Origin of the sequence: Pedobacter sp. SG908, from assembly GCF_011759615.1 — a bacterium.
GTDB classification, from domain to species: domain Bacteria; phylum Bacteroidota; class Bacteroidia; order Sphingobacteriales; family Sphingobacteriaceae; genus Pedobacter; species Pedobacter riviphilus.
On the sequence record NZ_JAAOYY010000001.1, the window covers coordinates 161,816 to 175,273 of the forward strand.

General features: G+C 40.9%; 10 protein-coding genes. 5 read left to right on the forward strand and 5 right to left on the reverse strand.

What is annotated here, in order from left to right:
* Window positions 1-3: 3 nt before the first annotated feature.
* Together FHT21_RS00695 and FHT21_RS00700 are read right to left on the reverse strand one after the other, a co-directional pair.
* Window positions 4-198, reverse strand: a complete 195-nt coding sequence (locus FHT21_RS00695) for a hypothetical protein (protein ID WP_167292886.1) — start codon at window positions 196-198, stop codon at window positions 4-6.
* A gap of 88 nt (window positions 199-286) precedes the next feature.
* A complete protein-coding gene (locus tag FHT21_RS00700) occupies window positions 287-871 on the reverse strand; it encodes a sigma-70 family RNA polymerase sigma factor (RefSeq protein ID WP_057933765.1) in 585 nt (194 codons plus the stop codon).
* Between the two features lie 260 nt (window positions 872-1,131).
* Between FHT21_RS00700 and uvrA the strand changes: the two genes are divergently transcribed.
* The 5 genes from uvrA (at window position 1,132) to FHT21_RS00725 (ending at window position 9,221) form a co-directional block, all read left to right on the forward strand.
* A complete protein-coding gene (uvrA, locus tag FHT21_RS00705) occupies window positions 1,132-3,945 on the forward strand; it encodes an excinuclease ABC subunit UvrA (protein ID WP_167292887.1) in 2,814 nt (937 codons plus the stop codon).
* 8 nt (window positions 3,946-3,953) lie between these two features.
* Window positions 3,954-4,607: a LysE family transporter gene (locus FHT21_RS00710; protein ID WP_167292888.1), complete on the forward strand. Its 654-nt coding sequence runs from the start codon at window positions 3,954-3,956 to the stop codon at window positions 4,605-4,607.
* 449 nt (window positions 4,608-5,056) lie between these two features.
* Window positions 5,057-5,899, forward strand: a complete 843-nt coding sequence (locus tag FHT21_RS00715; protein WP_167292889.1) for a metallophosphoesterase — start codon at window positions 5,057-5,059, stop codon at window positions 5,897-5,899.
* A gap of 16 nt (window positions 5,900-5,915) precedes the next feature.
* Window positions 5,916-6,755, forward strand: coding sequence for a hypothetical protein (locus tag FHT21_RS00720; RefSeq protein ID WP_167292890.1), 840 nt, complete (start codon window positions 5,916-5,918; stop codon window positions 6,753-6,755).
* Between the two features lie 24 nt (window positions 6,756-6,779).
* On the forward strand, window positions 6,780-9,221 hold the full coding sequence (locus FHT21_RS00725; protein ID WP_167292891.1) for a bifunctional YncE family protein/alkaline phosphatase family protein: 2,442 nt from the start codon (window positions 6,780-6,782) through the stop codon (window positions 9,219-9,221).
* Between the two features lie 254 nt (window positions 9,222-9,475).
* Here the strand turns inward: FHT21_RS00725 and msrA are convergent, their stop codons facing one another.
* The 3 genes from msrA to FHT21_RS00740 form a co-directional block, all read right to left on the reverse strand.
* A complete protein-coding gene (gene msrA / locus FHT21_RS00730; RefSeq protein WP_167292892.1) occupies window positions 9,476-9,964 on the reverse strand; it encodes a peptide-methionine (S)-S-oxide reductase MsrA in 489 nt (162 codons plus the stop codon).
* A 1,153-nt stretch (window positions 9,965-11,117) separates the two neighbouring features.
* Window positions 11,118-11,993 carry a hypothetical protein gene (locus FHT21_RS00735; RefSeq protein WP_167292893.1) on the reverse strand — a complete coding sequence of 292 codons (876 nt, stop codon included), beginning with the start codon at window positions 11,991-11,993 and terminating at the stop codon, window positions 11,118-11,120.
* A 3-nt stretch (window positions 11,994-11,996) separates the two neighbouring features.
* A complete protein-coding gene (locus FHT21_RS00740) occupies window positions 11,997-13,244 on the reverse strand; it encodes a YdcF family protein (protein WP_167292894.1) in 1,248 nt (415 codons plus the stop codon).
* Window positions 13,245-13,458: the final 214 nt, after the last annotated feature.

Below are 13,458 nucleotides of genomic sequence, written 5' to 3' on the forward strand. Positions count from 1 at the left end.
TTACTATTTTGTTCGGCTGTAAGCTAAAATCTTGTTGATGGTTTCATCTTGAGGATTTTTAGCCAGCCTATCCAACTTACCTTTTATTTGATCATAAAATAAGTCGATTTCTGCGTCCGATTCAATATCAGTTTTAGGCTGAAACATGTTGGGTGTAGATAAATTTACATTGTTTTTTGATGTAGAGGTTTTTGTCATAAGCAACTAAATGTGATAAGTTTTATTAACTTAACGATAGTTCAGATGCTTTATTTCAAGCCCTAAAAAAAAATATGTAACATTTATGCTACCCTTTATAGGTCATCTCTTTTGTTTTAAGCATTTTGCGCAAATTACTGAGGGCATAACGCATACGGCCCAAAGCTGTATTAATGCTTACATCAGTTAAATCTGCTATTTCTTTAAAGCTTAAATCTGCGTAATGACGCATGAGGAGCACTTCTTTTTGCTCATCAGGCAATAAATGGATCATTGCTTTTAAATCTTTATGGGTTTGATCGCGAAGCATTTTATCTTCTGCGCTCTCATCATAAAAGTGTAGCATATTGAATACATCCATGCCATCAGCACTGGTAATGATGGGTGTTCTCTTTTCTTTTCTGAAATAATCGATAACCAGGTTATGCGCAATACGCATTACCCAAGGCAAAAACTTGCCTTCTTCGTTATATCTTCCTGATCGCAGGGTATTAATTACTTTTATAAAAGCATCCTGAAAAATATCCTCCGCCAGATATTGGTCTTTCACCAATAAGTAGATAGAGGTATAAATTTTACTTTTATGTCTTCTTAAAAGTTCCTGCAATCCATTCTCGTTCCCGGTAATATATACCTTTACCAGGTCCTGATCATTATATGATTGTAAATTCATAGGTTTACCTACACTAAATCCCGTACTATTTGCTAAAAATTAATTTGTAGATGTTTAATTTCTATAGCTGCTCTCCTATGTTTTTTGATATGTGTTAGTTTGGTTTTGAGGTTGTTAATGTTCAAAGAAAGTTATTTTTTTATCAAAAAACAAAAAATAAAATGTTAAAAAATAAATTAACCGTCTCAGTACCCTATTTTTGTATGTTCTTAAAACCCTAACAACATTATGGGGTTATATATTTATATTCGTTACCATACATGAGCAAAAAAGAGGCCGAAAAAGATCCACATAAAAATATTATCATAAAAGGTGCCCGTGTGCACAACTTAAAAAACATCGATGTTGCCATTCCAAAGAATAAACTTGTGGTGGTAACGGGTATGTCTGGTTCGGGGAAATCTTCGCTTGCATTTGATACTTTATATGCCGAGGGGCAACGCCGATATGTAGAAAGTTTATCATCGTACGCCCGTCAGTTTATGGGCAGGATGAATAAACCTGATGTTGATTATATTAAAGGTATTGCTCCGGCAATTGCCATAGAACAAAAGGTTATTACTTCCAATCCACGCTCTACCGTTGGTACCTCTACTGAAATTTACGATTATCTGAAACTGCTTTTCTCGCGCATAGGGAAAACCATTTCGCCTGTTTCGGGCAAAGAAGTGAAAAAGGATTCGGTAAGCACGGTGGTAGATTACGTAAATGCCATGCCCGAGGATACAACAGTAACGATTTTTTGCCCCTTATATCCGCATAACAACCGTACGATTAAAGAAGAACTGGCTATTTTATTACAGAAAGGATTTTTACGTGTGCTGATCAACGATAAAATAGAAAAGATAGAAACGGTTTTAGACGATGCTGATTTTAAAGATGCAGAACTGACAGATGATAAAACCGTTCAGATCCTGATCGACCGTATTGTAACCAACCAGGAAGAAGAAACATTAAGTAGACTGGCCGATTCTGCACAGACCGCTTTTTTTGAAGGTAAAGGTGACTGTTATGTAGAGGCTCAGGGTAAAACGAAACATTTTAGCGACCGTTTTGAACTGGATGGAATAAAATTCGAAGAACCTACGCCAAATTTTTTCTCTTTTAACAATCCTTACGGCGCCTGTAAACGCTGCGAAGGTTATGGAAACGTAATCGGTATTGATGAAGACCTGGTTATTCCTGATAAGAGCAAAAGTATTTACGATAATGCTATTGCGCCCTGGCGCGGCGAAAAAATGAATGTATGGTTGCAGAATTTTATTAAAGCTGCCCCGAAATTCGAATTCCCGATCCACCGGCCTTACAGTGCGCTAACAGAAACAGAACAGCAGTTACTTTGGACCGGAAATAAATACTTTGCAGGTTTAGATGCTTTTTTCAAAGAGCTGGAAGAGCAGACCTATAAAATTCAGTACCGCGTAATGTTATCACGTTACCGGGGTAAAACTACTTGTCCTGATTGTAAAGGTTCGCGTTTACGTAAAGATGCATCTTACGTAAAGATTGCTGAAAAATCGATTATTGATGTGGTGCTGATGCCTTTGGCCAAAGCCCTGGTTTTTTTTAAAGAGCTAAAATTAAATACCAACGATACCAAAATTGCCAAACGTTTGCTGGCAGAGATTGATAACCGCTTTCTTTATTTAAACAATGTAGGTTTAGGTTACCTTACCTTGAACCGTTTATCGAATACCCTTTCTGGTGGAGAATCGCAAAGGATTAACCTGGCAACTTCGTTGGGAAGTAGTTTGGTGGGCTCTATTTACGTTTTGGACGAACCGAGTATTGGTTTGCACCCACGTGATACGAACAAACTGATCGAAGTGTTGATTTCGCTCCGTAATGTGGGCAATACCGTTTTGGTGGTAGAGCACGAAGAAGAAATGATGCGCGCAGCCGATCATATTATCGATATTGGCCCCGAGGCAGGTACCCATGGAGGTAATTTGGTTTTTAGTGGTAATTATGAGGAGATTCTAAAAGATAAAAATAGTTTAACTGGCCGGTACCTATCGGGATTAGAAAAAATTGCCATCCCGGATAAACGACGGAAATGGAAAGACCATATTCTGATTAAAGGTGCAAGAGAAAACAACCTGCAAAATATTGATGTTAAATTTCCGCTAGGGGTATTTACCGCAGTAAGTGGGGTTTCGGGTTCGGGTAAAACAAGCTTGGTTAAAAAGATTTTATACCCGGCATTGCAAAAAGCAATAGGAAACTATGCTGGTGAACAAACTGGTGCTTATGATGGTATTTTTGGCAATTATGATCTGGTCAGTGCAGTAGAATTGGTCGATCAGAATCCGATTGGCCGTTCGAGCCGTTCTAATCCGGTTACTTATGTTAAAGCCTGGGATGATATCCGGGCACTGTTTTCGGGTTTGGCTGCTGCAAAAGCTGCTGGCTTAAAACCTGCTGCTTTCTCTTTCAACGTAGAAGGTGGCCGTTGCGATGTTTGCCAGGGTGAGGGCGAGGTAAAGATTGAAATGCAGTTTATGGCCGATATTTACCTGCCTTGCGAGGCCTGTAACGGTAAGCGGTTTAAACAACAGGTTTTAGATGTAACCTATAAAGAGAAAAACGTATCCGAGATTTTGGATATGACCATCGACGAAGCGGTTGAGTTTTTTAAGGATGAGCAGAAGATACTCAATAAATTAAATCCTTTGGTTGATGTTGGTTTGGGCTATGTGCATTTAGGCCAATCTTCTAATACCTTATCGGGTGGTGAGGCGCAGCGGATCAAACTGGCTTCGTTCTTGATTAAGGGTAACAATGCCAATAAAACGCTGTTTATTTTTGATGAGCCCACCACTGGTTTGCACTTCCACGATATTAAAAAACTCTTGAAAGCATTAAATACACTGATAGAGCAGGGTAATACCATTTTGGTGATTGAACACAATATGGATATGATTAAATGCGCCGATTGGGTGATCGATATTGGTCCTGAAGGTGGCGATGGTGGCGGTAATGTGGTGTTTGAGGGTATACCCGAAGATTTGGTTAAGGTTGAAAAATCGTACACTGGAAAATATTTAGCATCGCATTTAAATTTAAATCCATAATTTCGGCAATGCTTTTTCTAACGTTTTTCATCGGCATCATTCTCAATGCCATGGGGTATATTCCTCCCGGTAACATTAATCTCACTGTTGCACAGCTTGCCATTAACAAGGGTATGCGGCAGGTTTGGTACTTTATTCTTTCCTTCTCTTGTGTAGAAGTGTTTTTTACCTTCGGTATGATGCGCTTTGCCCGCTGGGCCATGAGTGATATTAATCCGAATGAGGCTGTAAGTGAAGTTCGCTTAAGTACTCTGGTGGATTGTTTTATGATTGTGATGTTTTTGGTAATGGGAACCATTACCTGGAAAAACCGCAAAAAAGTACCTAAAACCAGTAATGCGAAAGAGGATAAACGCAGTGGAAGTGTTTTGTATGGATTAATTTTAGGGGTGTTAAACCCCGTCCAGATTCCATTCTGGTTGTTTTTTGGCAATTATGTAATTTTACACCAATGGATTGAGACGGATTACCTCTCATTAGTGATTTTTAGTCTGGGCTCGGGCGTTGGTTCTACGCTTGCCTTATATTTATATGCACACTTCGCCACTTACATCCAAGAAAAATTTGCCCTTAGCAGCCTGATTATCAATAAATCTATCGCCATATTTTTATTTGCACTTGCGGGATATTTAATGGTGAAACAAGCGATTGTTATTCTATAGCCTAATCCAGGGGCTGTGTCCTCACAGACCTTCCAGTTGGCTTTTATCAAGTATTCAATAGGCAGAAATTATTTGCTTTCCGTTCTGTGAGGACACAGACCGGGGAATAAGCCTGTATGGTCATAAAGCAGGCGGTTATTATTCTTTAGGGTTTACTACAGGAAGAACTTCTTAAATGATCTATTAATGGTCCTTCGACAGGCTCAGGATAACATATGCTTTTGTATTTTACAAAAAAATAAATCCTTTTTTAACTGTCAGTCTGAGCTTGTTGAAGACTCATGATACTGTAGTTAAATGATCTCAACATAGCAATCGTTAAATCTTTCTGTTATAAAATTGATACACAGATAAGGTTCCATTAACCTAATCATAACATTAAATTTATGTTTAAGAAGCCTGACTGGCCGAATTTTGCCAGTTGAAACAAAACATATTTATTTAATATTATGTCTAACAGACGGTTTTTTCTAAAAAGTGGCTTAGCTGCTGCAGTAGTGGCAGGTTTATCACCAGTTCTCCCTTCATTTGCTGAAGAACACACTGCGCCTGCCAGATTGGGCAAAGTACCTAAATTGCGTTTCGCCATTGCATCAGATGGACATTATGGTCAGCCTGGAACAGATTACAAACTGCACCATGAGAATATTGTAAAGTGGTTAAATGAATCGCACGATAAAAATCCATTAAACTTTGTAATTATCAACGGCGATCTGGTGCATGACAGGCCTGAATTACTGAAAGAAGTAAAAAAGGATTATTACGACCGTTTAAAGGTTCCTTTTTATGCCGTACCGGGCAACCATGACCATGCAGATACCCCACTCTGGAAATCGGTTTTTGGTTATGAGGATAACTTTTCTTTCGAAAAAAACGGGGTTGGCTTTGTTCTGGCCAATACTTCGGATACAAAAGGCGCCTATCTGTGCCCGAACAACGATTTTTTAAAGCAGGAACTGGATAAGTTTAAAGATTTAAAAACGGTGTTTGTGGTATTGCATATCCCGCCACATTTCTGGGTGCCAGAGAGCCCCTTTGTTGAGTGCCCTGATACCCTTAAACTTTTGCACAGCTATACCAACGTGAAAGCTGTATTTCATGGCCACGATCATAGTTTAGATGCTGTATTTTATACCGATAAGCTGCCGCATTTTTTTGATGCTCATATTGGCGGCAACTGGGGCACAGCCTATAAAGGTTACCGGATAGTAGAGGTAGATGAAAATGATAAGATCCAAACTTATCAGGTAAATGCAAGTGGATCGCCATTGTTAAATGAAACGAAATTCTAGCTATTAAACAATAACCATGAAAAAAACATTTTTGATGCTCATTTTTGCAGGTACCATTTTAAACTGTGCTGCACAGAAAATAGGCGAAACCAAGCAGGAAGTTAAAACCGGCACTGATGCTGCTCAACCCTTTATGTTTTCGCTGAATACATTAACTGCTGAGAATCCGCGCTGGAATATTCATTATTCCGGAAGTTACGGCGAGCGGACAAACGGGCAGTTCGGATACGATGGCTTGGGACAACAGTTTGGGGTTAAAGGTTATTTAGGCAGCAGATTTACCTTGTATGCCACTGCGGCAATCGGTTTTGCCAATTCAGGAGGCGTAACATCTGCGCAGCAGGCTGAAGTAATTAGAGATTTAGTGGGAGGCAAAGGCATAAGTGGTTTTAGGTTAGGTGCTGGTTTAGGTTTAAGCAGAGATTGGTCGAGTGTTGGTTCTGCCATTAGCAGGATTACCGCTTCATTCGACAAGACAAATTGGAGAATGGCGGGTAATCTTCGTTTCGAAAAAGCCTTTAATAGAACCAGAGATAAGCTTGATTTTATTAGCAGTTTTGGATATCAACATCGCGTTTCTAACGTTTTATACCTTGGCTTCGAAGCCTTAGGGCAAGATTTAGAAGGCTTTTGGGAACAAGACGAGGCAGAAGGTGGCGCAAAGGTAATGATCGGGCCATCAATCAACCTGGAACCTAACCACTCGAAACTTTCGTTCTCTATTTCTGGTGGACCTGTTTTCTACGCCACCCGTAGTCAGGTAATCCCATCAGAGGCTATCCGCGAAATCGGTTCTGTCGCCTCAGGCAATGGCTATACCATCAGGGCCCTGGTTAATTTTAATCTTCACCGCTAATGCGGCAATCCTTAACTTAAGAAAATGAAAAAATCATACATATTTATATTACTCAGCTTCCTGTTCATCCAAAAAGGGTTTGCACAATGGCCTGGCAAAAACGAAAGCACCCAGCAAATTTTGTTGCCCAACGGTTGGAAATTAAGTCCGGCGGGGCATTCGTTACAGTTAGGCGATTTGCCCTTAAATATGCAGCTTAGTGCATCGGGCAAATACCTCGCCGTTACCAATAACGGTCAGAGTACGCAGTCGCTACAGCTTATCGATCCTAAAACCGAACAGATTATCGACGAAAAGGTGCTGGCCAAATCGTGGTACGGGATAGCTTTTAGTAAAGATGAAAAACATCTTTATGCATCAGGTGGTAACGACAATTGGATTTTAGATTTTAATATCCAGAATGATAAGTTCGTAAAAAGCGACACCATTAAACTTGGTCCGGTTTGGCCAAAAGGAAAAATAAGTCCGGCAGGGATTGTGGTCAATAAAAATAACAGTAAATTATATACTGTAACTAAAGAAGACAGCAGTTTGTATATTATTAATCCTGTTGAAAGGCAGATCGTTAAAAAAATACAGCTTCCTGCCATTGCTTATAGCTGTACCCTGGCTGCCGACGAGCGTAAACTGTATGTTTCGCTTTGGGGCGGAAAAGCGGTAGCTGTTATCGATTTACAATCAGAAAGCATTATTCAGCAGATTCCCGTTGGCGATCATCCGAATGAGCTTCTGCTAAATAAAAAAGGAAATATTTTATTTGTAGCCAATGCCAACGATAATACGGTTTCGGTAATCAATACTGTAAATAACAAGGTAATCGAAACCATTGCCACCACGCTTTATGCCACTCAGTTAACAGGTTCTACCACCAATGGCCTGGCTTTAAGTGCCAATGAGAAAACTTTGTACATCGCCAATGCCGATAACAATTGCTTGGCTGTTTTTGATGTAAGCAAACCAGGGGTAAGCCAAAGCCAGGGTTTTATTCCGGTGGGCTGGTACCCAACAAGTGTTAAGGTTTTGGGTTCGAAAATTTTGGTTACCAATGGCAAAGGCAATACTTCTATGGCCAACCCAAAGGGACCACAACCCATTTCTAAAGTAGATAACAGTGGTTATCAAATGGGAAGCACAGCCAACAGCAGGCTGCAATATATTGCTGGCTTGTTTAAAGGCACTTTATCCTTTATTGATGCACCAAAACCCGAGCAGTTAAAATTATATACCAAACAGGTTTATGCCAATACACCTTTTACGGATAAGCGCGCAATAACTGCCGATGGCGAAGCTGGAAACCCTATTCCACGTAAGCAGGGAGAAAAATCGCCTATGAAGCATGTTTTTTATATCATTAAAGAAAACAGGACATACGATCAGGTGCTTGGCGATATGCCAAAAGGTAACGGCGATTCCAGCTTAACGCTTTTTGGCAGAAAGATTACGCCTAACCAGCATGCCTTTGCCGAAAACTATGTACTACTCGATAATTTCTATGTTGATGCAGAGGTAAGTGCAGATGGACACAACTGGAGCATGGCTGCCTATGCAACTGATGTTGTGGAAAAAACATGGCCAACCAGTTATGGTGCACGTGGCGGAAGCACCACCTTCGAAGGTGGTAGGCCCGTTACTTATCCTAAAGGTGGTTTTATCTGGGATTACTGTCAGCGGGCAGGAGTAAGTTACCGCAGTTATGGCGAATTTGGCGATTATGGTAAGGCTAATATTAAATCGCTACAGGGCCATATGTGTGCTGCGTCACCAGGATTTGATATGGATATTAAGGATCAGGTAAGGGTAGATGCCTGGCAGCACGATTTCGATTCGTTATTGGTAGCAGATGCGGTGCCTCAATTTAATACTTTAAGGATATCTAATGACCACACCAGTGGGCAAAAAAAAGGTAAATATTCGCCACAGGCGGCAGTTGCCGATAACGATTTAGCCGTAGGCCGTATTCTGGAGCATTTATCACATAGCTCGATCTGGAAAGAGTCGGTTGTTTTTATTTTGGAAGATGACGCACAGAATGGGCCAGATCATGTTGATGCACACCGTTCGCCAGCTTATGTGGTTGGACCATACGTAAAAAGGCATACGCCTGTTCATACGATGTATTCTACTTCCGGGTTTTTAAGAACGATGGAACTTATTTTAGGTTTGCCGCCAATGAGCCAGTACGATGCTGCTGCCATGCCGCTGTATGAGTGTTTTACCGCTACGCCTGATTTTACACCTTATAATGTGATTCAGCCGCTTATTGATTTAGATACCAGGAATGTGGCGGTGAATGAGAGCAGCAGACGTTCTGAACTGTTCAATTTTGCAAAGGAAGATTCGGCCCCGGATTTAGATTTAAATGAAGTGGTGTGGAAATCGGTTAAAGGCGAACAATCGGTAATGCCAGCGCCAAAACGGAGTGCTTTTGTGATTTTGGAGAAGAAGAAAAAAGATGATGATGATTAGTGATCTGTTATGATTATGTTTTAAACAAAAAGGCAATTTTCGATTAAGAAAATTGCCTTTATATAATTTTTTTCCATGGTCTGTGTCCTCACAGACCATTTTGTTTTTATACGTTACATCAAGGATTTCTCCACAATGGAAATGAATCTATATCGTCATTTCCTGAAGTGCAACGAAATGGATAAATCTTTTCTAAGAATCTAGGCGGTCTGTGGGGACACAGACCACGGGGATTAGTCGAATGACGATCTTATCTATAATTTCCAGTCTGGCCTTTCGAAATGGCAGGTATAACCGTAAGGGTTTTTCTGTAAATAATCCTGGTGTTCTTCTTCAGCATTCCAGAAATCTGTTTCAGGTACTACCTCGGTTACAATTTTGCCAGGCCATTTGCCAGACGCATCTAACTCGGCAATTAATGCATTTGCGGTGTTTTTCTGTTCTTCACTATTGTAGAAAATAGCTGAGCGGTATGAGGTACCCACATCATTTCCCTGTCTGTTGCGCGTACTCGGATCGTGGATCTGAAAGAAGTATTCCAATAATTTGCGGTAGGTTAAAACAGTGGGATCAAAAGTAACTTCAATGGCTTCGGCATGTGTGCCATGGTTCCGGTAGGTGGCATTGGGAACATCGCCACCGGTGTACCCCACAACTGTTGAGATAACGCCAGGGTAATGACGGATCAGTTCTTCTACTCCCCAAAAGCAGCCGCCTGCAAGAATGGCTTTTTCAGTATTCATATATCTTCTTTTTTTTGATTAATAAAGATACGACGAAGATGTGTAAAGGGAAAGTAAAGAAGGGGGCGCTATTTAATTGTATGATTTCGCCATATATGTTAAAGCACAATAAAATTTATATTTGGAGCGCAAGATCTGTGCTAAACAGGAAGTTTCCTCCCGTCTTTCGCTTTTACGCTTCGCTTCCTCGTGCCTCGTCGCTGCAGGGTAACGCTTCAACCGGGGCTAAGCAGTTAAGGTAGTTTTTCATTTGTGAGGTTGCGGGGTGCACAAGCCCGTGTTCCTAAACCCGATTGCAATGCAAAGCCCGTAAGCGAGGAACGAGTGCGGACTTGAAATGGAAAGCGGGACTGCAAACCGCCAAGAACCACAAGCCCTCCATTTCCTAATTTCAATATACAAACAATTGCGTTTTCGGTCGGTGAGACACCAACCGATAGAATAAGCTTATATTTGGAGCGCAAGACCTGTGCTAAACAGGAAATTTCCTCCCGTCTTTCGCTTTTACGCTTCGCTTCCTCGTGCCTCGTCGCTGCAGGGTAACGCTTCAACCGGGGCTAAGCAGTTAAGGTAGTTTTTCATTTGTGAGGTTGCGGGGTGCATAACCCATTGTTCCTAAACCCGATTGCAATGCAAAGCCCGTAAGCGAGGAACGAGTGCGGACTTGAAATGGAAAGCGGGACTGCAAACCGCCAAGAACCACAAGCCCTCCATTTCCTAATTTCAATATACAAACAATTCGTTTTCGGTCGGTGAGACACCAACCGATAGAATAATGGGACACTGCGAGCTTATTTTGGAGCGGAAGGCTTCTGCAAACACACTAAATTTCTTCCCGTCTTCCGCTTTTACGCTTCGCTTCCTCGTACCTCGTTGCTGCAGGGTAACGCTTCAACCGGGGCTAATAGGTTAAGGTAGTTTTTCATTTGTGAGGTTGCAGGGTGCACAACCCGTAGCTTATAAACCCGATTGCAATGCAAAGCCCGTAAGCGAGGAACGAGTGCGGACTTGAAGTGGAAAGCGGGACTGCAAACCGCCAAGAACCACAAGCCCTCCATTTCCTAATTTCAATATACAAACAATTCCGTTTTCGGTCGGTGAGACACCAACCGATAGACGACATGTTATTTATTGTTGAGCTTAGCACCAAACGCTACCCGCCAACCGCAAAATCCATAAAACTTACATTGTTTTTGCGTGAAGAACTTACGGCAATCCCTTTGCCGGCCTGATCTGTAAAGGTAAAACCTTCCAGTTCATCCGGTTTATCGGTGTCTATAACTTTAATAACAGATTCCTGCCCGCTGGCAAGCGATTTTTCCAAATTAAGAAAAGTTAATCTCCATTTACGGCCCTCAATTTGGTTCTGGATTAAAACCAAAATACCTTTATCTGCAATCCAGTGTAGATTTTGGACCCATGGTGAGCAGGTGAATTTTTTAAAGAGAATTCCCTTTTCACTTGTTTTATCAGCTTTTGATAAGGCTATTGGGTTGTATAATCGTACTTCATTGGCTTTATTGCCATAATCGGCCGTTGCTACGAACCACTTCCCTTTATAATTTACATATTCTGGTCGAGTACCCTGGATACAGGCATCATCTTCAATGGATTTTATCAAATTTCCGTCCAATGTTTTCGTCTTTAAAAAACCTTGCCAGTTGATGCAGTTAATTACCGCTTTCCAAGCGGTACCTTCTGCATTTTGTTTTACCGAATTACCCACAAATGTGGGCAAGCCCTTGTGGAAAGCAATGCCGGTGGGATGTTTGATGATATTTTCGCCTTTAACAGTGAATTTGTATTGCTTGTGCTGATAAATCAACGAGTCTTTCCGGAGCTGATATTCGCGCATTACGCCCACTTCTCTGTCGCCGTAAAGAAAATAACGGCCATTTTGGTGAGAAATCCCCTGACAGGCACCTAATGAGTCGATTGTAACTGTTTTCGTGATTTTTCCCTCCGTTTTGCTGTACCTGGCCACAAAAAACATCACGATCAGGACTAAAATTGGGTTTAATGTTTTCATAAACTAAGGATCTAAAGGTTCATCAAAATCAATTTGTAAGGATGTTGTATTTAAGTAGAATTCAGATTCGGAATCACTTAAACGTTTTCCGTTTTTATAAGGATAGTAGCCGAGTTCCTTTTTACAGCGTTCGAGCAAGATATCGGTAATGTAGTAACTTTGCGATTTTACAGTGCAAACCATCCCTGCTTTATCTATTGGCATACCGTACCTGAACATCAGTCTTGCACAATTACGCATATTGGTGGTGGTATGGCGGGCATGTGGCTCCATAATAATGGCACTTTCGGGTATCTGAAGGGTTTCCATTAAAAACTTCTTCATTTCGTATGCTTCACTGAACTTGGTTTTATAAGGGTGAACGCGGCCGCCCGAAACCACGATAAATGGTGCCATGCCTTTATGGTATTGCAAGGCCGCTAACCTGCAACGGATCATTCCGCCAGGGCTGAGCGCAACATCTTTTTCCTCCGGGCCAGCACCTGGAACTAAAATCACACTATAAGGATATTTTTTCCAATCCGTTTTTTTGATCTGGTTAATGGTGGCAAGGTTTACGCCTTTAGCCATCGGTTCGTAATCGGCGGCATCATTGCGTTCGTTCAATTCTAAAGCTTCCAGTGCAAATAACATGGCAGGTTCGAAAAAGAGCTTATTATTGCCCTGCAGGGATAACAATGCACTAGCTGATGTGAGCTCTGCAAACGTTTTATCTGTTAAAGTAAAGCTGATCGAATCTATTTTCGGGTAATTGGGCTTGTTTCCTTCTACGTAAACGCCAATTGCATAATTTACTGCATTGGCATCTTGTTCCCATGCTTTAACTAAAAGGGTTTTGTGCTGTTCTTTGGCAAACATGGCATAGCAGCCTGAGGGGATCAGATGATTTTTTACCAAATCTCCCAATGGATTATTTTCTGTATAAAGCAGCGCCAAACGGTTTCCAATATGGGCTATTTCCTCATCGGTAAATTTTAAGGCTTTAGTGTAACAGCTAATCTCTGTTTTACAGGTTTTCGCCGCTTCATTTACCTGTGCCGTTTTTGATTTATAGATGTTGTTGAACGCCGTATCTGTGCTAAGCATTTTACGCAGTTCGGGCAATTGCTGAAAAAGTGTAAGCAGATAATAATTTTTGTATTGTACTTCGTTCCTGGTCTTAATTAATTGATAAGACTGTTGTGGTGCATCCTGTGCAGCTAAGTCTTTGCAGAACAGGCCGAGCATAAGGAAAGCATAAAGGTATTTCATCGAAAAGTTTTGGAAACAAAATTAAACACCTGCCATTAAAGAAACATTAAGAAGAAGTTATGTTTTGATGGTTGTTAAAACGATTTATCATATATCTAATCGCTTAATATTAATTTAAAGTGCCAGCTCAAAACGGTGTGTAGAGTTAACATAATAAATACATCTTGTTAAAAGTACGCCGCTACTTTTGCCGCTGTAGAACGCTCAAAAATTA